At 70.9% G+C, this 19,621-nt stretch carries 14 protein-coding genes; 6 read left to right on the plus strand and 8 right to left on the minus strand.

The genetic code is table 11. The features are described 5' to 3' along the window. Positions 1–342: 342 nt before the first annotated feature. On the minus strand, positions 343–3,159 hold the full coding sequence (dnaB, locus tag Q6347_RS01110; protein WP_304606424.1) for a replicative DNA helicase: 2,817 nt from the start codon (positions 3,157–3,159) through the stop codon (positions 343–345). Positions 3,160–3,455: 296 nt separating this feature from the next. Between dnaB and Q6347_RS01115 the strand changes: the two genes are divergently transcribed. Beyond that, on the plus strand, positions 3,456–4,778 hold the full coding sequence (locus Q6347_RS01115) for an MATE family efflux transporter (protein WP_304606425.1): 1,323 nt from the start codon (positions 3,456–3,458) through the stop codon (positions 4,776–4,778). Positions 4,779–4,917: 139 nt separating this feature from the next. On the opposite strand, the gene Q6347_RS01120 is transcribed toward Q6347_RS01115, so the two are convergent. The 6 genes from Q6347_RS01120 to Q6347_RS01145 form a co-directional block, all read right to left on the minus strand. Then, positions 4,918–5,859, minus strand: coding sequence for a hypothetical protein (locus Q6347_RS01120; protein ID WP_304606426.1), 942 nt, complete (start codon positions 5,857–5,859; stop codon positions 4,918–4,920). A gap of 229 nt (positions 5,860–6,088) precedes the next feature. Continuing rightward, positions 6,089–6,538, minus strand: coding sequence for a 50S ribosomal protein L9 (gene rplI / locus Q6347_RS01125; RefSeq protein WP_171246653.1), 450 nt, complete (start codon positions 6,536–6,538; stop codon positions 6,089–6,091). Positions 6,539–6,554: 16 nt separating this feature from the next. Further along, a complete protein-coding gene (rpsR, locus tag Q6347_RS01130; protein WP_106265817.1) occupies positions 6,555–6,791 on the minus strand; it encodes a 30S ribosomal protein S18 in 237 nt (78 codons plus the stop codon). Positions 6,792–6,870: 79 nt separating this feature from the next. Beyond that, positions 6,871–7,407: a single-stranded DNA-binding protein gene (locus tag Q6347_RS01135; protein WP_171246654.1), complete on the minus strand. Its 537-nt coding sequence runs from the start codon at positions 7,405–7,407 to the stop codon at positions 6,871–6,873. A 117-nt stretch (positions 7,408–7,524) separates the two neighbouring features. Further along, positions 7,525–7,815 carry a 30S ribosomal protein S6 gene (gene rpsF, locus Q6347_RS01140; RefSeq protein WP_304603001.1) on the minus strand — a complete coding sequence of 97 codons (291 nt, stop codon included), beginning with the start codon at positions 7,813–7,815 and terminating at the stop codon, positions 7,525–7,527. 175 nt (positions 7,816–7,990) lie between these two features. After that, positions 7,991–10,492, minus strand: coding sequence for a transglycosylase domain-containing protein (locus tag Q6347_RS01145; protein WP_304603000.1), 2,502 nt, complete (start codon positions 10,490–10,492; stop codon positions 7,991–7,993). A 289-nt stretch (positions 10,493–10,781) separates the two neighbouring features. Here Q6347_RS01145 and Q6347_RS01150 point away from each other — a divergent pair, with 289 nt between their 5' ends. The 5 genes from Q6347_RS01150 (at position 10,782) to Q6347_RS01170 (ending at position 18,130) form a co-directional block, all read left to right on the plus strand. Continuing rightward, entirely contained in the window at positions 10,782–11,453 is a 672-nt protein-coding gene (locus Q6347_RS01150) for a PadR family transcriptional regulator (protein ID WP_304602999.1), read from the plus strand. Beyond that, positions 11,450–12,541 (plus strand): inositol-3-phosphate synthase, encoded by a 1,092-nt coding sequence (locus Q6347_RS01155; protein ID WP_304602998.1) that lies wholly within the window; start codon positions 11,450–11,452, stop codon positions 12,539–12,541. The genes Q6347_RS01150 and Q6347_RS01155 overlap by 4 nt, the downstream gene beginning before the upstream one ends. A gap of 244 nt (positions 12,542–12,785) precedes the next feature. Further along, positions 12,786–14,126: an MFS transporter gene (locus Q6347_RS01160; RefSeq protein WP_304606427.1), complete on the plus strand. Its 1,341-nt coding sequence runs from the start codon at positions 12,786–12,788 to the stop codon at positions 14,124–14,126. Positions 14,127–14,270: 144 nt separating this feature from the next. Next, positions 14,271–15,770, plus strand: coding sequence for an MDR family MFS transporter (locus Q6347_RS01165; protein WP_304602996.1), 1,500 nt, complete (start codon positions 14,271–14,273; stop codon positions 15,768–15,770). A 146-nt stretch (positions 15,771–15,916) separates the two neighbouring features. Further along, positions 15,917–18,130 carry a SpoIIE family protein phosphatase gene (locus Q6347_RS01170; protein ID WP_304602995.1) on the plus strand — a complete coding sequence of 738 codons (2,214 nt, stop codon included), beginning with the start codon at positions 15,917–15,919 and terminating at the stop codon, positions 18,128–18,130. On the opposite strand, the gene Q6347_RS01175 is transcribed toward Q6347_RS01170, so the two are convergent. Further along, on the minus strand, positions 18,100–19,521 hold the full coding sequence (locus Q6347_RS01175; RefSeq protein ID WP_304603095.1) for a CCA tRNA nucleotidyltransferase: 1,422 nt from the start codon (positions 19,519–19,521) through the stop codon (positions 18,100–18,102). The two genes, Q6347_RS01170 and Q6347_RS01175, sit on opposite strands and share 31 nt — an antisense overlap. Positions 19,522–19,621 lie beyond the last annotated feature (100 nt).

A 19,621-nucleotide genomic window follows, 5' to 3' on the forward strand; every position in this document is an offset into this window, starting at 1 on the left:
ACGAACAGAACTCACCACGAACTCGACACGGACTCCCCGGGCGGGGCTGGCCCCCGCCGCAACGGAACCTCGCGAGATCTCGGCACGATCATCCGTGCAGGGCTTGCACTCGAATGCCTCCTCCCCGGCGGCCGCTGAGACGGCAGGATCCAGCCGCCCGAATCATGCGGGTGCCGCGCACCCAGGATCACCCGAACGATGTCGACTGATTGGGCTGCCAGATCAAGTCCCGCCGTGCGAGCACGCTCTTCCGCAGCGCTCGCCCGGAGACACAGCAGAGCTCATGAACCATATCTGCGAGATTCTGAAGGACCGCCCGCAGGTCGACACCGAAGAAGCGGATCAGACCTGCATATCGACGAACCGCGAGTAGTGGCCCTGGAACGCCACCGTGATCGTGTCGGTCGGACCGTTACGGTGCTTCGCCACGATCAGGTCGGCCTCGCCGGCGCGCGGGGACTCCTTCTCGTAGGCGTCCTCGCGGTGCAGCAAGATCACCATGTCGGCGTCCTGCTCGATGCTGTTGTGGACAGCGATGCCGTTGGCGATGAAGTTGTGGGTGCCGAGCACCGTCGCGTCGAAGACCTGCTTCTCCCCCACCGGCTCGATCGACACGACCTCTTCCCACAGCAGGTCGTTGACGGCCTCGATCTCGAGATCAGCCTCGTCCAGCACCTCAGCGACGACGCCCAGCCGCTGGCGCCCGCCGTCCTGAACGGTGGCCGTTCCTGCGGCAACCACCTGGGCACTGAGGACGTCGCGCACCTCGTCCCAGACGTGGCGGGTCCCCCCAGGCGTGCCGGACGACTGCGCACGAACCTGCTCCAGAAGCCGAGCTGCCCTCGCAGTCTCCGAACCCTCGATGCCGATCTCCTGCAGGAACCGTCGCAGATCGTCGACCCCGTCGATGGTGAGACGCGGGTCCGAAGGTGCCGTGGTGACCCGGGTGGCGATGCCGAAGCGCAACAGGAGCCGGGCGACTCCCTCGAGCACCCGCTGCGATCCAGGCAGCGTCACGCGTCCGTCGTCGTCCGAGCCCAGCACTGCACCGCGATCGGTGAACAGCGTCTTGAGGAAGAGCGCGATCTGGTCCTTCGGCAGGTGGAAGACCGCCGCCGGGACGCCGAGCTCGGGAGCAGCCCAGTCGCCATCTGCGAGAGAGGCAACCTGCGCCGGTGATTCACCGCCGCCGAGCAGGTGCGCCAGCATGACGACCTTGCGGTCGTCCCACGCAGTGTTCTGCTCCGGCCCCGGGACGTGCCGCGGCACACCGAGCCTGGACCCGACCTCGAGCTCGCCGAGGGGGGTCCAGCCCTCGTAGGTGAGGAACGGGTGGTTCGCCGTCGCCTCGATCTCCTTGCCGGACGCCAACCGCAGCCGGTACACCGGCTTCACCCCGGTGGAGAACACGTGGGTGAGGTGGCGGCGCACGTACTGCAAGCGGTCGTTGAGGGCCCACACCGGCACGTCGGTAGCGCCCTCCGCGTGGAGCTCACCCATCGTCGTTTCGGCGCCCGTGTCGGCGCGGAGGATCTTCGTGTCCTCGGTCAGGCAGCCCGACTCACGCAGGTCCGACATCTGCGGCTTCTTGTCGCTGCGGGTCTCGGGACCACGGTTCAGCTGCGACAAAGCGATGACCGGGACCTCGATCTCCTTCGCGAGCAGCTTCAGCGCACGCGAGAACTCGGAGACCTCCTGCTGCCGGGACTCGACCTTCTTGCCGGACGTCATGAGCTGCAGGTAGTCGACGATGACGAGCTCGAGGTCGTGCTTCTGCTTGAGCCGGCGGCACTTGGCGCGGATCTCGGTCAGCGACATGTTCGGCGAGTCGTCGATGAACAGCGGCGCCTCGGAGACCTTGCCCATGATCTTGGCCAGCTTCTGCCAGTCGTCGTCGCCCATGGAGCCGTTGCGCAGCTTCTGCAGGTGCACCCGCGCCTGGGCGGACAGCAGACGCATCGTGATCTCGTTGCGGCTCATCTCGAGCGAGAACACCACGGAGGTCTTCTGGGCCTTGATCGACGCAGCGCGGGCCAGGTCCAGCGCCAGGGTCGAGTTGTGGGTCGGGATCATGGCCCGGCTCGCCAGGTAGAGGTGATCCGCATGATCGATCTGGACGCAACGCACCGGCACCGACACTGTCGGGCGCACGGCCACGATCTTCCAGGCCGCGCCCGGGCGCGACACCGAGTGCGCCGCGCCGCGATCCATCGACGCCACGATCGCCTCGGTCGTCCGCACCGACGTATCGACGGGATCGCCGGTCAGGCTGGTGGCCCACTCGTGCTGGGCGTCCGCGACGATCGTCGTGCCGTCGTCGAACTCCACCTCGTAACAAGGCCGGTCGGTCAGGACCTCGGTGGCCTCCACGACGCGCGTGGGCGTGCCGTCGGGGGCGAGCAGCTCGTCGCCGACGGCGACCTCGCCCATCGTGGTCCAGCCGTTCGGCGTCGGCAGCGGGGTGTCGAGCGCGAGCGCCTTACCCATGGCGGGTCGCGCGGCCACGACGATCATCTGCCCGGGGTGCAGACCGTTCGTCAGGCGGTCGAGGTCCGCGAACCCGGTGGGCACGCCGACCATGCCCTCGCCACGGTTCCCGGCGGCCTCGATCTCGTCCATCGTGCCGCCGATGATGTCCGCCAGCGGCGCGTAGTCCTCGGTGGTCCTGCGCTCGGTGACGGCGTAGATCTCCGCCTGGGCGTTGTTGACGACGGTCTCGACGTCGCCGCCGTCGGTCGCGTACCCGAGCTGGACGATCTTGGTGCCGGCCTCGACGAGACGGCGCAGCACGGCCCGCTCTCGCACGATGCGCGCGTAGTAGCCGGCGTTCGCGGCGGTCGGCACCCCGGCCATGAGGTCGTGGATGTAGGAGGCGCCGCCCATGCGGCCGATCTCGCCGCGCTTGGTCAGCTCGGCCACGACCGTGATGGCGTCGGCCGGCTCGCCGCGGCCGTAGAGGTCGATGATCGCCTCGTAGATCGCCTCGTGCGCCGGCCGGTAGAAGTCGTTGCCGCGGATCTGCTCGACGACGTCGGCGATCGCGTCCTTGGACAGCAGCATGCCGCCGAGCACGCTCATCTCGGCGTCGAGGTCCTGGGGAGGGGTGCGGTCGAAGGCCGGCCGTGATCCGTAGCCTGCTTCGAGCTCCTCGATCGACATGCGTCCCCCAGTCCGGTTCTCACCGGAATCAATGCCCCGCGTGGGCTCGTTCACCGGTCGTCAAGGTCTTGTTCTAGCGTGCGCCTCTGACAGTGTGGATGACGCTAGGCGCGCCCAGGGACCGACGCAACGGACCCTGTGGACGAACGTGTGGACCCCGGTGTGGAAGACTGCCCACATCCTGTGCACAGCCGGTGGACAACCCTGTGCACAACTGGGGAAATCTGCTGTGTACAAGCCCCGAAACGGGGTGTGAACAGCCACGACGTCGTACTCATGCTGTGGAGGAAAACTCGGTGGGTGACTTCCGCCGCATCGACCGCGAGATCCTCGCGCTCGCCTGGCCGGCCCTCGGTGCCCTCGTCGCCGAGCCCTTGTTCGTGCTCGTCGACAGCTCCGTCGTCGGGCACCTGGGGACGGCCGAGCTCGCCGGCCTCTCGCTCGCCTCCACGATCCTGCTGACCCTCGTCGGGCTGTGCATCTTCCTCGCCTACGCCACCACCGCCGCCGTGGCGCGACGGCTGGGCGCCGGGCACGACCGCGAGGCCCTCCAGTCCGGCGTCGACGGTATGTGGCTCGCCCTCGGGCTGGGCCTCGTCCTGGGGATACTCCTGTGGACGACGGCGCCCTGGGCGGTCTCCGCCATGGGTGCCACCGGCGAGGTCGCCGAGCACGCGGTCACCTACCTGCGCTGGTCCTCCCCCGGGCTGCCCGGGATGCTCCTCGTGCTCGCCACGACGGGCGTGCTCCGCGGACTCCAGGACACCCGTACCCCCCTGTGGGTGGCGTCCAGCGGTGCGGTGTTCAACGCTGTCGGCTCGGTGACGCTCGTCTACGGCGTCGGGATGGGGATCGCCGGCTCGGCCCTCGCGACGACGACGGCGCAGCTCCTGATGGCGGCCGTGCTCGCCGTCGTCGTCGTCACCGGGGCCCGACGCCGGGGTGCCTCGATGCGCCCCCACCACGCGGGCATCTGGGCCAACGCGGTCGCCGGCGCTCCCCTGCTGGTGCGCACCATCTCGCTGCGCCTGGCGATCCTGCTGACCGTGTGGGTCGCCACCGGGCTCGGTGCCGTCGCGCTCGGCGGGCACCAGGTAGTCAACAGCCTGTGGGGACTCGCGGCCTTCGCGCTGGACGCCCTCGCGATCGCGGCGCAGGCGCTGGTCGGGTTCGGGCTCGGTTCCGGCGACACCGCCCGCGTCCGGGCCGTGCTGCGGCGGTGCCTGCAGTGGGGCGTCGGCGCCGGGGCGCTCATCGGCGTCGTCCTCGCGGCGGCGTCCTGGTGGATCGCCCCGCTGTTCTCCCCCGACCCCGACGTGCGTGTGGCCATCACCGCCGGGCTCGTCGTCTGCGGGGTGTTCATGCCGATGGCCGGGTGGGTGTTCGTGCTCGACGGCGTCCTCATCGGCGCCGGGGACGGCCGGTTCCTCGCCTGGGCGGGCATGCTCACCCTCGTGGTCTACGCGCCGGTCGCCCTGGCGGTGCGCTCCTGGGCTCCGGAGGGTGCGGTGGGGCTGGCCTGGCTGTGGGCGGCGTTCGCCGGGGTCTTCATGCTGGCCCGCGCCCTGACGACTGGTCTGCGCGCCCGCGGCGAGCGCTGGATGACCACCGGCGTCTGACCCCGATGCCGTGTTCAGCTGCGCCCGCTCGGCAGTTCGTGCCTGGATCGGCATCTTGAACTGCCGAATGAGGCACGAACTGCCGATCGCGACTCGTCGGTGCGAGCCTCCCGCTGGTACCCGCGACGGCGGCCCCCGGTCAGCGCGGCCGGGACAGCAGCGGGTTCCGGCGCGCCGTCCCGCGCACGGCAGCCGGGAAACGGGCGAGCAGCCGGTCCGCCACCGCCTGCGGGTCGTGGGCGTCCTTCGACGTGACACGCAGCAGCTGGATGCCGGTCGCCTCCGCGATCGCGTCGGCGCGGCGCTTCTCCTCGATACGTGCCCGGTCGGGATCGTGGTCACCGCCCAACGCACCGGTCCGGTACTTCACCAGCCCGTCGAACTCCGCGAGAACCGCGTGCTCGGGCCAACCGATGTCGACGCGGAAACGTCCGAGACGCGTGGTGACCGGGACCTGGGTCCGCGGGCGCGGCAGACCGGCCCAGTGGGCCACGTAGCGCAGCCACGACTCCCAGGGACTCTCGGCACCCCGGTCAGCGAGCTCGAGCACGAGCAGCCCACGCCGGCGGCCACGGGTCCGCGCACCGATCAGTGCCCGCGTGGCCGACCGGTCGAGCCCACGGACCAGAGCGGAGTCGGCGATCACGAGTCCCTCCAGCGGAGACATCGTCGTGGCGCAGTCCGCCACGGTGCGTTCCAGGGTGGTCGACGGCAGCCCCAGAGCCTCGGTGCGCTCCCCCGGCGGCACCGGCGTCACGTGCCGGTGCACGTCCTGAGCTGCGCGCGACGACGCGCGGTAGGCCTGCAGCACGTGGATGCCGCTCGGCAGCCGCCACAGCGGGAGTCCGTGGAGCATCGCCGCTGTCGCGTGGCTGAACCAGTGGCCGGCTCGCAGCTGACGATCCAACGCCCGTGCCCGGTCGATCTGCAGGTCACGCGCCGCACTCCGACGCCCTCCGTCCGGAGCGTCCGGCACGGACCGGTAGGCACCTCGTCGGATGCGCTCGATCTCGCCGGCGCGGCACGCCTGCCGGACGTCCGACGGCAGGGACTCGCGGGCGATCACGATCTCGGAGGGCACGGACCTCAGCATCGCGGCCCGACCGAGCGGTCACCGCTGGTCATCCACAGCCTGGGGACTCACTCGGCAGTTCGTGCCTCGTTCGGCAGCTTGAACTGCCGAGCGAGGCACGAACTGCCGAGCGAGTGTGCGGTCCGGGCCACCAGCGCCCACCAGCCCCGCACCGGGCACGACGAAGGCCCCGGCTCCCCATGACGGGAACCGGGGCCTTCGGACGATCGGACCGGCGTCAGCCGGCGACGACCTCCAGCTCGATCTTCGCCGACACCTCGGGGTGCAGGCGGATCGACACGGTGTGCTCACCGAGCGACTTGATCGGCTGGCCGATCTCGATCTTGCGCTTGTCGACGGACGGGCCGCCGGCCGACTGCACGGCCTTGGCGATGTCCGCGGTCGTGACCGCACCGAACAGGCGGCCGGACTCGCCGGCGTGCGCCTCGACGGTGTAGGTCCGCGACTGGATCGACTCGGCCGCGGCCTGGGCGTCCTCGCGCGTGGCGATCTCGCGGGCCTTGCGGGCCTTGCGGATCGCGGAGATCTGCGACTCGGCGCCCTTGGTCCACGGCGTGGCCAGCGAACGCGGGATGAGGAAGTTACGGGCGTACCCGTCCTTCACCTCGACGACGTCGCCGGGCTCACCGAGACCGGTCACCTCGTGGGTCAGGATCAGCTTTGCCATGATCTGGATCCTTTCCTCAGCGGGCCGACGACGAGTACGGCAGCAGGGCCATCTCGCGCGCGTTCTTGACGGCCTTGGCGATCTGGCGCTGCTCCTGCACGCTCACGCCGGTGACGCGACGCGCACGGATCTTGCCGCGGTCGGAGATGAACTTCCGCAGCAGGGCGGTGTCCTTGTAGTCGACCGTCTCGACCTTCGCGGCCTTGAGCGGGTTGGCCTTCTTCTTGGGCTTCCGCACCACAGGCTTGGCCATGGTGTGTGCTCCTTCTCAGGTGTGGACCTCTCCGGCGCGACGCCGGGAGGTCACGGGTGATTCTGGATGTGGGCGACGATCAGAACGGGGGCTCGTCCGAGAACCCGCCGCCCGAGGACGCCGGGCCAGCCGTGGCCCAGGGGTCGCTCTGCTGTCCGCCGCCGGAGGAACCGAATCCACCGCCGCCACCGGGCTGGCCACCGGCGTTGCCGCCGTAGCCGCCACCGAATCCGCCGCCACCGCCACCGCTGCGCTGAGCGCGGGCGACCTTGGCGGACGCCCACCTCAGCGACGGGCCGATCTCGTCGACCTGCAGCTCCACGACGGTGCGCTTCTCGCCCTCGCGGGTCTCGAACGAACGCTGCTGAAGGCGGCCCTGCGCGATGACGCGCATGCCCTTCGTCAGCGACTCGGCGACGTTCTCCGCCGCCTCGCGCCAGATGGAGCAGCGCAGGAACAGCGCCTCCCCGTCCTTCCACTCGTTCGACTGACGGTCGAACGTGCGGGGCGTCGACGCGATCGTGAAGTTGGCGACGGCTGCACCCGACGGGGTGAAGCGCAGCTCCGGGTCCGCGGTCAGGTTTCCGACGACCGTGATGACGGTCTCACCAGCCATGCCAAGCTCCTTCGTTCGTCCGCGAGATTCGGCTGTCCTCGATGGTCCAGTGGCATCCCATCACGGGGCACCGACAGGTGCCCAGCGAGGATGCGGGGTGTCTCGGTTCAGCGGGTCTCAGTGAGCAGCGGCGCGGAGGGTCTTGATCCGCAGCACGCCCTCGTTGAGGCCCAGCTGACGGTCCAGCTCCTTCGCGGTGTCCGGCGTCGCGGTGTAGTTCACGACGGCGTAGATGCCCTCGGAGCGCTTGTTGATGTCGTACGCCATGCGGCGACGACCCCAGATGTCCACGTTGTCGACGCTGCCGCCGTCGGTCGTGACGACCTTGAGCAGCTTCTCCAGCGTCGGGGCCACGGTGCGCTCCTCGACCTCCGGGTCCAGGATCACCATCAGTTCGTACTGACGCATGAGTTCAACCCACCTCCTCTGGTCTCAGCGGCCACGGTCGTTCCGTGGCAGGAGGGTTAGTGCGTGCGTCGGCCGTGCCCTGCCGTTCCCCGAGCGGGGGCGGCGTGGTACGGCCAGTCGACCAGGATACCTGCTACGGGCACCCCGGACGAAGTTCATCGTCGGGTGGCCTCGGTCACCCGTTGCCGTTCCCGTTGCCGTTGCCCGGCTGGTCCGTCGGGGACGGTGACTGCGACGGCTCCGAGGTCGGCTCCTGCGTCGGTTCCTGGGTCTGCTGGGGCCCGGACGAGACCACCATCGTGACGGTGGACCCGGACTCGACCTCGCTCCCGGCGCCGGGCTCGGTGCGGATCACCTGGCCCCGCTGGACCTGGTTGCTGGGCTCCTCGACCACGGCCGTCGAGAGACCGACCCGGTTGAGCTGACTCTCGGCCGAGCCGGCGGACTGCCCGACGACGTTGGGCACAGCGACCTTCTGCTGCTCCTCGACCTTGCCGGTCGAGACCCAGAGCGTGACCGTCGACCCCGTCTGGACGGAGCCGCCCGTGTCGTAGACGTTCACGACGGTGCCCTTGCGGGCCTCGTCGTCGGTCGCCTGCGTCGCCACCGACAGGCCCAGGCTCTCCAGCAGCCTCGTGGCCTCGTTGATGTTCATGCCGACGAGGTTGTCCGGCAGCTCGACCCACTCGGCGGTCTCGCTCGGCGTCGGGGACGGCTCGAACGACGGCGTCGGCGGGGTGTACTCGGGGAACTCCGCGATCTCCTTGCCCTCGAGCGCGACCTGCATGAACTCGGTCCACGCGGCGGCCGGCCAGGTCGAACCGGTGATCTCGCTGTACGGGCCGAAGGCCTCGATCGGCGCCTTGTCCTTCATGATGCCCTGCTCGACATCGACCGTCTTGTACTGCCGCAGGTTGACGACGGTCGCGAGCTGCGGGGTGAAGCCGGTGAACCAGGCGGTCTCGTTGTTGTTGGCCGTACCGGTCTTGCCGGCCACCGGCCGGCGCTGCCCGTCCGGCCCGGTGAGCTCGAGCGCGGCGCGCCCCGAGCCCTTCTCCACGACCTGGGTCATCGCGTAGGTCGCGGCGTTGATCACGTCGGGTTCGAAGCGCTTCTCGGCGGTCGTCTCCCTCGCGTAGCGCTGGGTGCCGTCCATGTGCTCCACCCGGTCCACGATGTACGGCTCCACGTGGTAGCCGCCCCCGGCGATCGTGGCGTAGGCCTCGGCCATGTCGATCGGGTAGACCGAGTGGGTGCCGAGCACGTTGGACGCATAGGGCGCGATCGGGTCGTCCTCGTCCTCCCGGATGCCGAGGCGGTGCGCGACGTCGACGGTGCGCTTCGGCCCGTTCTCGACGTTCAGCTCGACGTAGGCGGTGTTGATCGAGTGCGTGGTGGCCTCGACGAGGTCGACCTCACCGTACGACTCCTCGCCGAAGTTGTTGACCGTGTAGCCCTCTTCGTTCTCGCCCACGCCTTCGAAGGTCTTCGGGGTGTTGCCGTCGAAGCGGTCGGTGAGCTGGACCCCGTCCTCGAGCGCGCCGATCAGCGTGAACGGCTTGAAGGTCGAACCCGCCTGCACCCTGTCCTGGGTGGCGGTGTTGAGCGACTGCTTGAGGTAGTCGGCGCCGCCGTACAGCGTCACGATCGCCCCGGTCTCGGGATCGATCGACACCAGGGACGCACGGATGTTCTTGTTCGCGTCCTCGGGCAGGTCCTTGACGATCTTCGCGGCGGTGCGCTGCAGCTTCGGCTTGATCGTCGTGTGGATCTGCAGGCCACGGGACTCGAGGTCCTCCTCGGTGAACTCCCCGGTGGCGAGCAGCTCCTTCTTGACGGCGTTCATGATGTAGCCCTTTTGGCCGCCGAGGCTGTTGCTGCTGGTGTCCTTCTCGACGAACTCCGGGAACTGGGCCGAGTCGGCCTCGGCCTGGGTGATGTAGCCCTGCTCGGCCATCCGGTTCAGGCTGCGCTCCCAGCGGGCCTTGGCGATGTCCGGGTTCTCCGACGGGTCGTAGCGCACGGGCGCCGGGATGATTCCGGACAGCATGGCGGACTCGGAGTAGGTCAGGTCCTTGGCGTCCTTGTCGAAGTACGCCTGGGCGGCCGCCTGGACGCCGTAGGCCCCGCGGCCGAAGTAGATCGTGTTGAGGTAGCGGTCCAGCACCAGCTCCTTCGGCTGGTTCTGGGCGATCTTCATGGCGATGATCGCCTCGCGCGCCTTGCCGGCGATGTCGCTCGTCTGGCCCAGGTAGTAGCGCTCGACGTACTGCTGCGTCAGCGTGGAACCGCCCTGCCGGGAGCCGGTCGTGAGGTTGGTGAACGCGGCACGCGCCATACCGAAGAAGTCGACACCAGCGTCCTCCCAGAAGGACTCGTTCTCGCTGGCCACGACCGCGTCGCCGACGTGCTTGGGCAGGTCCTCGTAGGCGACGATCTCGCGCTTGACGCTGGAGAACGTGCCGATCTCCTTGCCGTTGGCGTAGTAGACCGTCGTCGCCTGGTGGTCGACGTCGTCGAGGTTCTTCGGGATGGCGGTCGACGTCCACGCGGCGAAGAAGACGCCGGCGCCGAGCGCGACGAACCCGAGCACGCAGCCGACGACGATGCGCCACGACGGCAGCCACCGCTGCACAGGGCCCAGGCCCCGGCGCGGATAGTTCCAGAAGCGACCCACGTCCACCCTTTCGAAGTGCGATGTCCTCGACCCTGTTCCGCCCCCTGCGGACACGAGGAACCCCACCGAACACTAGGGGATGCGCGCGGCGGGGTGTCGAGATAGACGCGCGACGCAACCGTTTGTGCGCCGGTCGTCCCCAGACCTCTGGCCGCGGCTCCACGAGCCCTTCACATTCGCCGCGCCGGAGCGGCCGATTGCCGCACCGTCGCGCTCGTCCTATCCTCGTGATGTATCGACTCGATACAACGCCATGAGAGGTGCCGTCGGCACGGGAGGGAGAACACGGGTGCGCAGTCGCTCGAACGTTCTCGAGACGGCCGTCCTGGGTCTGCTCAGCTCTGCCCCGTTGCACGGCTACGAGCTGCGCAAGCGGCTCAACCTGCTCCTGGGTTCGTTCCGCGCCTTCTCCTACGGCACCCTCTACCCGGCCCTGAAGTCCTTGGTCGGACGAGGCCTGATCGAGACGGTCGACCCCGACCCTGCCACGCCGGCACGCTCCGGAGCCTCCGGGGCGTCCGGGCGGACGGCGTCGGGCACGAAGCCCCTCACGGGACGTCGTGGACGGATCGTCTACCGGCTCACCCCGGAGGGCAAGGAACACCTGCAGACCACTCTCGCCTCCGCCGGCCCCGCGGCCTGGGAGGACGAGAGCTTCGACGTCCGGTTCGCGCTGTTCGCGCAGACGGACGCCGAGACCCGCCTCCGCATCCTCGAAGGCCGGCGCACCCGGCTGACCGAGCGCCTGGAGGCGGTCCGGGAGTCCGCAGCCCGGACCCGCGAGCGGCTCGACGAATACACTCTGGAGCTGCAGCGGCACGGACTGGAGCAGGTCGAGCGCGAGGTGCGCTGGCTCGACGGGCTCATCACGACCGAGCGCGACCGCGTCAGCGGCCGTGACCGCGACCACGACGCCGGGGCGCATCCCGCCCCGGCCCCGAGAAACAAGGAGCGAGGATGACCTCCGTCCGCGTTGCCATCGTCGGCGTCGGAAACTGTGCATCGTCCCTGGTCCAGGGTGTGCACTACTACCGCGACGCCGACCCGTCCGACACCGTCCCGGGTCTCATGCACGTGCAGTTCGGTGAGTACCACGTGAGCGACCTCGAGTTCGTGGCGGCGTTCGACGTCGACGCGAAGAAGGTCGGCTTCGACCTGGCGGAGGCGATCAACGCCTCCGAGAACAACACCATCAAGATCGCCGACGTGCCGCCCACGGGTGTCATGGTCCAGCGTGGCCCCACCCTCGACGGGCTCGGCGACTACTACGCCGCGACCATCGACGAGGCGGCCGACGAGCCGGTCGACGTCACCCAGGCGCTCAAGGACGCGAACGTCGACGTCCTCGTCTCCTACCTCCCCGTGGGGTCGGAGGACGCCGACAAGTTCTACGCGCAGTGCGCCATCGACGCGGGCGTGGCCTTCGTCAACGCCCTGCCGGTCTTCATCGCCTCCGACCCCGAGTGGGCGAAGAAGTTCGAGGACGCCGGCGTGCCGATCGTCGGCGACGACATCAAGTCGCAGGTTGGTGCCACGATCACGCACCGCGTGCTCGCCAAGCTGTTCGAGCAGCGCGGCGTCGTGCTGGACCGCACGTACCAGCTCAACGTCGGCGGCAACATGGACTTCAAGAACATGCTGCAGCGCGACCGCCTCGAGTCGAAGAAGGTCTCCAAGACCCAGGCCGTCACCTCCAACCTGACCGGCGCGCTCGCCGGCAAGAAGGAGGACCGCAACGTCCACATCGGCCCCTCGGACTACGTCGCCTGGCTCGACGACCGCAAGTGGGCCTACGTGCGCCTCGAGGGTCGCGCGTTCGGCGAGGCGCCCCTGAACCTGGAGTACAAGCTCGAGGTGTGGGACTCCCCGAACTCGGCCGGCATCATCATCGACGCGATCCGCGCGGCGAAGATCGCCAAGGACCGCGGCATCGGCGGCCCGATCCTGTCGGCGTCGACGTACTTCATGAAGTCCCCGCCGGTCCAGATGGAGGACACCCAGGGCCGCGCCCAGCTCGAGGCCTTCATCGCCGGCGACGTCGAGCGCTGACCCGGAGCGTTCGGACGGCCCGAGTAGGCCTCCGCTTCCGCCGGTTCCCGAACGTCTCGTCCCGCTGCACGTCGCCCGTCGATCTGCAGCGGGGCGAGACACTCGGCACACCGAGCCCGGGCGTCCTGAGTCGCGCACGCGCGTCCTGACTCGCGGCGGGACGTCCTGACTCGCGGGACAGGGCGGCGCCGCGCCACGCGGGTGAGCCCCTCCGGGCCGCGCCGCACCATGGGAAGGTGGAGCCGTGGGAGCTCTGGTCGAGACCTGGCACGACCTGCGCGCTCTCCTGCGCCTGGAGGGGTTCCGTCGGCTGTTCGCCGTGCGGCTCGTCTCCCAGGCCGGTGACGGCATGTTCCAGGTCGGCCTGGCCGCCCTCCTCTTCTTCTCCCCCGAACGCGCGGGGACGGCGACCGGCGTCGCGAGCGCCTTCGCCGTCATGCTCGCGCCCTTCACGATCGTCGGCCCCTTCGCGGGCGTGTTCCTCGACCGGTGGCGGCGGCGCCAGGTGCTCGCCCACGGCAACGCCCTGCGCGTCCTCATCACGGCGGCCATGGCCGCGATCATGCTCACCGTCGGCCTCGAGGGCAGCGGCGACGTCTGGGTGATCCTGCTCGGGCTGCTGGCGCTGAGCGTCAACCGCTTCCTCCTCGCCGCGCTCAGCGCAGGGCTCCCCAACGTGGTCGCGGGCCCGTACCTGCTCACGGCCAACTCGCTGACGCCCACCCTCGGCGCCGGCGCCGTCTTCCTCGGGGGCGGGGTCGCCCTGGCCATCGGGCTCGGCATCCCGGACGGACCGGCCCACGACGCGGCCGCGCTCGTGTGCGCCGCCGTCGTCTTCGGTGTCGCCGCGCTGCTCGCCCTGCGGCTCGGCCGCGACCAGCTGGGTCCGGAGCATCCCGCCCGCGGCCACCTCGCGGCCGAGATCTCGGACGTCGCTCACGGGTTGGTCGACGGCGCCCGCTACCTGGCCGCCCGGCGGACACCGGGCCAGGCGCTGCTGGTGATGGCCGCCCACCGGTTCCTCTACGGCGTGGTCTTCATCGCCGCCATCCTCATCTCCCGCAACCTGCTGGCCGATCCCGGCCAGACCGCCGCGGGGCTGGCGAACTTCGCCCTCGTCCTGGCGGCGACCGCGGTCGGCGGCGCGTGCGCCGTCGTCATCACCCCGGTGCTGTCCCGGCTCACCGGGGCCCAGGGCTGGATCGTGTGGATGCTGCTGCTGGCCGCGGCCTCCCAGCTCCTGCTGTCCACCACGCCGTCCCGCACGATCGTGCTGGTCGGTGCCGGTCTGCTCGGCCTCGCCGCCCAGAGCGCCAAGATCGCCGTGGACACCGTCGTCCAGCGCGACACCCACGACGACTTCCGCGGCCGCGCCTTCGCCTTCTTCGACGTGCTGTACAACGCGGCGTTCGTCGGTGCGGCGGTGCTCGCCGCCTGGACGGTGCCCGACGAGGGGTGGTCGCGGGGTCTGTTCCTCGTGCTCGCGCTCGCCTACGTCGGCGTCGCGGCGCTGCTCGGGTTCGCCGGGGCGCGGCACCCCGCTCCGGTGACGGTGTCCGGGGACCCGGCCCGCGTCGACAGATGAGTCCGGCGACGAAATCAGGTCGCCACCGTGACAGGGAATACCGCAGGCTGAGAACGCCTTGATCCGACGGGTCCGTCCGTGCGCAGCGCCGCCCGCGGTCGACGACGTCCGAGCGAACCGCTGATCGAACCACCGGGAGGTTTCATGACCGTACGCAGCACCGAGACCCCGCCCGGCGGAGCGACCCCCGCCGCGGAGGTGCCCGCCCGCGACACCGACAAGCTGTCGCGCGAGCACCTGGGTGTCATCGCGCTGCTCATGGTGTCGGCGTTCATCGTCATCCTCAACGAGACGACCATGGGTGTGGCGCTGCCGTCGGTCATGAGCGAGTTCGGGATCGAGCCGTCGGCCGGGCAGTGGCTGACCACCGCGTTCCTGCTGACGATGGCCGTCGTCATCCCCACCACGGGGTGGCTGCTGCAGCGTGTCGGGACGCGGACGGCGTTCATCCTGGGGATGTCCCTGTTCAGCCTCGGCACCCTGCTCGCCGGGCTCGCCCCCGTGTTCGGGCTGCTGGTCGCCGCCCGCGTCGTCCAGGCGTCCGGCACGGCGGTCATGCTGCCCCTGCTCATGACCACGGTGATGACGATCGTGCCGCCCCACCACCGCGGACGGGTGATGGGCAACGTGTCCCTGGTCATCGCGGTCGCCCCGGCCCTCGGCCCGACGATGTCCGGCGCCGTGGTCAACGCCCTGGGCTGGCGCGAGGTCTTCTGGGTCGTGCTGCCGATCGCGCTGGTGGGCCTCACCCTCGGCCTGTTCCTGGTCCGCGACGTCGCCGAGCGGGCACGCAAGCACCTGGACGCGCTGTCGGTGGTGCTGTCGGCCTTCGCGTTCGGCGGGCTGGTCTACGGGCTGTCCTCCCTCGGTGAGGCGGCCCGGCACACGCCGCCGGTCTCCCCCGTGCTCCCGATCGTGGGCGGGGTCGTGTTCCTCGCGCTGTTCGTGCGGCGCCAGCTCCGCCTGCAGCGCACCGACGACGCCCTGCTGGACCTGCGGGTCTTCCGGGCGCCGGGCTTCCCCGCCGGTCTGAGCGTGCTCGTCGTCGCGATGATCGCGATGTTCGGCATGATCATCGGCCTGCCGCTGGTGCTGCAGGAGGCGATCGGCCTCGCCCCGCTCGCCAGCGGGCTCGTCATGCTGCCCGGTGGTCTCATGATGGGCCTGCTCGGCCCGGTCGTCGGCCGCCTGTACGACCGGGTCGGCCCGCGCCCGCTCGTCCTGCCGGGCGTGTCGGCCGTCGCGGTGGCGATGGTCCTGTTCGCCACGCTGTCGCCGTCCTCGCCCGTCTGGTGGGTGATGGTCGGGCACGTCGTCCTCAGCCTCGGGCTGGCCTGCGTGTTCACCCCGACCCTCACGTCGGCCCTCGGCGGGCTGGCACCCCGGCTGTACTCCCACGGGTCCGCCACGATCACCACGCTGCAGCAGCTCGCGGGCGCGGCCGGGACGGCGCTGTTCGTCGCCCTGCTCACGCTGCGGTCCGTCGCCCTGCTCGACGACGGCGCCACCGAGGCCGCGGCGACGGCGGGCGGCGCGCGGCTCGCCTTCGGCGTGGCGGCCGGCGTCATGATCGGTGCGGTGCTGCTGGCCACGCGCCTGCGCAAGGCCGACGACGTCCGCCGGGAGACCCCCGCGGCGCACTGACGGGACCGGTCCGGCCCGTCGTGACCCGCGTCGCACGCGGCCGCGGGCACCGCCATCATGTGGACAGGCCGTTCCGGTTCGCCGCATCATAGGGATCTCCGGTCCTCCCGACGGCGGGTCGGAGGGACGGGGGGAAGGTTCCACGAATGACGCAGCAACAGTCGGCGCCGACCGACATCACCACGCTGGCGCGCGATCTCCTGCCGGAGGTCCACGACCCCGCGAAGGTGGTCACGGGTGGCGCCGTGCTCCTCGTCGACACCCGCACGCACGAGGTGGTCGACACGAACCCGGTCGGCGCGCGCATGGTCGGCGGCCTCGAGCTGCCGACCTCGCTCGGTGCCTGGTGCGCGGCGGCGGGCCTGTCCGTCCGGGACGCCGACATCTCCGCCGAGCGGGCCCTGGCGGCCGCTGTGGACGGCAGCTCCGGCGTGGCGGTGCTCTCCGCGCGGCAGAACGCTCCCGACGACCTCTGGGCCGTCGGCGTCCCGCTCGCCGGGGCCCCCGGGACCCTGGCGAACCGTGCCCTCGTGGTGATGCTGCCCGGGACGGGCCTGCAGGAGTCGCACCCGCCCTCCGAGTTCGACGGGCTGCAGCGACGCGCGGCCGTGGCGAGCCACCTCAGCTTCACCATCTCGGACCCGTCGCTGCCGGACGACCCGCTCATCTGGGTCAACCCGGCCTTCTGCGAGGTGACCGGCTACACGACGGACGACGTCCTGGGCACGAACTGCCGCTTCCTGCAGGGCGAGGGGACGGACCGCCAGACCGTGGCCCGCATCCGCGCCGCGCTGGACGCCGGGCAGGCCGTCGGCGAGACGCTGCTCAACTACCGCAAGGACGGGACCCCGTTCTGGAACCAGGTCGTCGTCTCCCCCATCCACGACGACGAGGGCAACGTCACCCACCACGTGGGGATCCAGACGGACGTCACGGAGCGGGTGCACCACGACCGCCGGCAGGCGCTGGAGCTCGACGCCGCCAACCGGCAGACCGAGAGCCTGCGGCGGCTCGCCTCGATCACCCAGGCCCTCGTCGACCTGTTCGACGAGGAGTCGGGAGCGGCCGCGCTGCCGGCTCTCGTGGCACCCCACTACGGCTCCTGGTGCGCCGTGCTGCTCGTCGACGAGCACGGCGCACCGCGCATCGTGCACGGCGCCTCCCGCGACCCCGAGCGAGCCGACGACATCGCCGTGCTGGAACGCTCGCACCGCTGGATCCGCGAGTCCCCGACCGTCCTCAGGGTGCTCACCACCGGCACCGAGGAGATCTCCGAACCGTTCCCCGTCGACATCGAGTCGCTGCCGGCCCGCACGGGCCCCGAGGAGCTCGACGCGCTGCGGCGCCTCGGCCTCGGCTCGGCGATGGTGGTGCCGCTGCGCGGGCGCGCCGGCGACATCGGCGTCCTGATCGTCGTCAGCGACGACGGCGACGTCGCGACCGCCTTCCCGTCCTCCGACGTCCACGACATCGTGGCCCTCGGGGCGCGGGCTGGGCTCGCCCTCGACAACGCCCGGCTCTACCGCCGCGAGCAGCAGACGGCCCTGACCCTGCAGCACAGCATGCTCCCGGAGATCGTCGAGGCCCCGGGCCTGGACTGCGCCGCGCTGTACGAGCCGGCCTCCGCGGGGGCCGACGTCGGCGGCGACTGGTACGACGTCGTGCCGCTGCCCGACGGTCGCGTCGCGATCTCCGTCGGTGACGTCGTCGGCCACGACATCCGCGCCGCCGCGTCGATGGGCCAGCTGCGCTCCGTGCTGCGCTCGGAGGCCTGGGCGGGGCTGTCACCGAGCGCGGTGATCGCCGGCGTCGACGACCTCGTGCGGAGCCTGCAGATGGCGGACATGACCACGTGCGTGTTCGCGATCGTCGACCCCCCGGACGACGGCGGGAACCGCCGGATCACCTACACCCGGGCCGGGCACCACGCACCGCTGCTGATCCACTCCCACCACGACGTCGAGAAGCTCGACGAGGCCCTCACGACGCCCATCGGGGCGCCGTTGCTGACCGGCGAGGTGCCGGAGGCCTCGACGGTGCTGCACCCCGGCGACTCGCTGGTCCTGTTCACCGACGGTCTCATCGAACGCCGCGACCGGCCGCTGCGCACCCAGCTCGAGAACCTGCTGACCTGCGTCGAGGAGGTCGACCCCGACCTGGAGGCCGAGGCGTCGCGGGACGCGATCGTCGAGGCCTGCGCGGACGGCACCCAGGAGGACGACACCTGCATCCTCGTGGTGCGCAACATCCCGGTGCCGTCCTCGGGCGAGGCCGACACGGAGATCGTCGGCCCGCACGAGAACCGCACCGGCTCCCGGCGCGGAAGCGGTCAGTCCTGCCGGGCCGCCCACCAGGACTGAAGCTCGGCGGTCGCCCGCTCCTCGCCGAGCGGGCCGTGCTCCATCCGCAGGCCCAGCAGGTGCTGGTACGCCTGCCCCACGACCGGGCCGGGGCCGACACCGAGGATCGCCATGATCTGCGTGCCGTCCAGGTCGGGCCGGATCGAGTCGATCTCCTCCTGCTCGCGCAGCCGGGCGATCCGCTCCTCGAGGTCGGTGTAGGCGTCGGCGAGCCGCTTGGCCTTGCGCCGGTTGCGGGTGGTGCAGTCGGCCCGCGTCAGCCGGTGCAGCCGTTCCAGCAAGGGCCCCGCGTCGGTGACGTAGCGCCGCACCGCCGAGTCCGTCCACGCGCCGTCGCCGTACCCGTGGAAGCGCAGGTGCAGCTCGACGAGCCGCGAGACGTCCTTGACGACCTGCTTCTCGTACTTCAGGGCGCGGAGCCGCTTGGCCGTCAGCTTCGCGCCGACGACCTCGTGGTGGTGGAAGCTCACCCCGCCGCCGGGCTCGAAACGTCGGGTGGCGGGCTTGCCGATGTCGTGCAGCAGCGCCGCGAGCCGCAGCACGAGATCCGGAGCGGGCACGGCGCCGTCGGGCCCCGTCTCCTGCGCGATCGCCTGGTCGAGCACGATCAGGGAGTGCTCGTAGACGTCCTTGTGCCGGTGGTGCTCGTCGATCTCCAGGCGCAGGGCCGGCAGCTCGGGCAGCACGTGGTCGGCCATCCCGGTGTCGACCAGCACCTCGAGACCGGCACGGGGCCGGTCCGAGCAGAGCAGCTTCGAGAGCTCGGCCTGGACCCGCTCGGCCGAGACGATCTCGAGCCGGCCGGCCATCTCGTCGATAGCCGCCCGGGTGGCGGGTTCGACGGTGAACCCGAGCTGGGCGGCGAAGCGCGCGGCGCGCAGCATCCGCAGCGGGTCGTCGTCGAAGGACCGCTCCGGTGCGATGGGCGTGCGCAGCACCTGGGCGGCCAGGTCGGACAGCCCGCCGAAGGGGTCCACGAACGTCAGGTCCGGCAGACGCACCGCCATGGCGTTGACCGTGAAGTCGCGCCGCGAGAGGTCGCCGTCGAGGGTGTCGCCGAACGCCACGACGGGCTTGCGCGACTCGGGGTCGTAGGTGTCGGAGCGGTAGGTGGTGACCTCCACGACGACGTCGTCACCACCCGTCCCGCCGTCCGCGTCCCGGGCGTACCGCCGGGCGCCGATCGTGCCGAACTCCTTGCCGATGTCCCAGTGCGCGTCGCCCCAGCGGGCGAGGAGACGTTCGGTCTCGTCCGGCGTCGCCGAGGTGGCGAAGTCGAGGTCGGCGCTGGTCCGGCCGAGGAAGGCGTCGCGGACCGGACCGCCGACGAGGGAGAGCTCGTGGCCGGCGGCGGCGAAGATCTCGCCGAGCTCGACGGCGGCCGGCGCCATCTGGGCGAGCACACCGAGGGCTCGGCGCAGCAGCGCCGCGGGGGCGGGAGAATCTGGGGTCGACACGACTGCCTATCTTCCCAGATCCCCGTGCCCGCTG

It is taken from the genome of Isoptericola sp. b408, assembly GCF_030588085.1.
In the GTDB taxonomy this organism is placed as follows: domain Bacteria; phylum Actinomycetota; class Actinomycetes; order Actinomycetales; family Cellulomonadaceae; genus Isoptericola; species Isoptericola sediminis.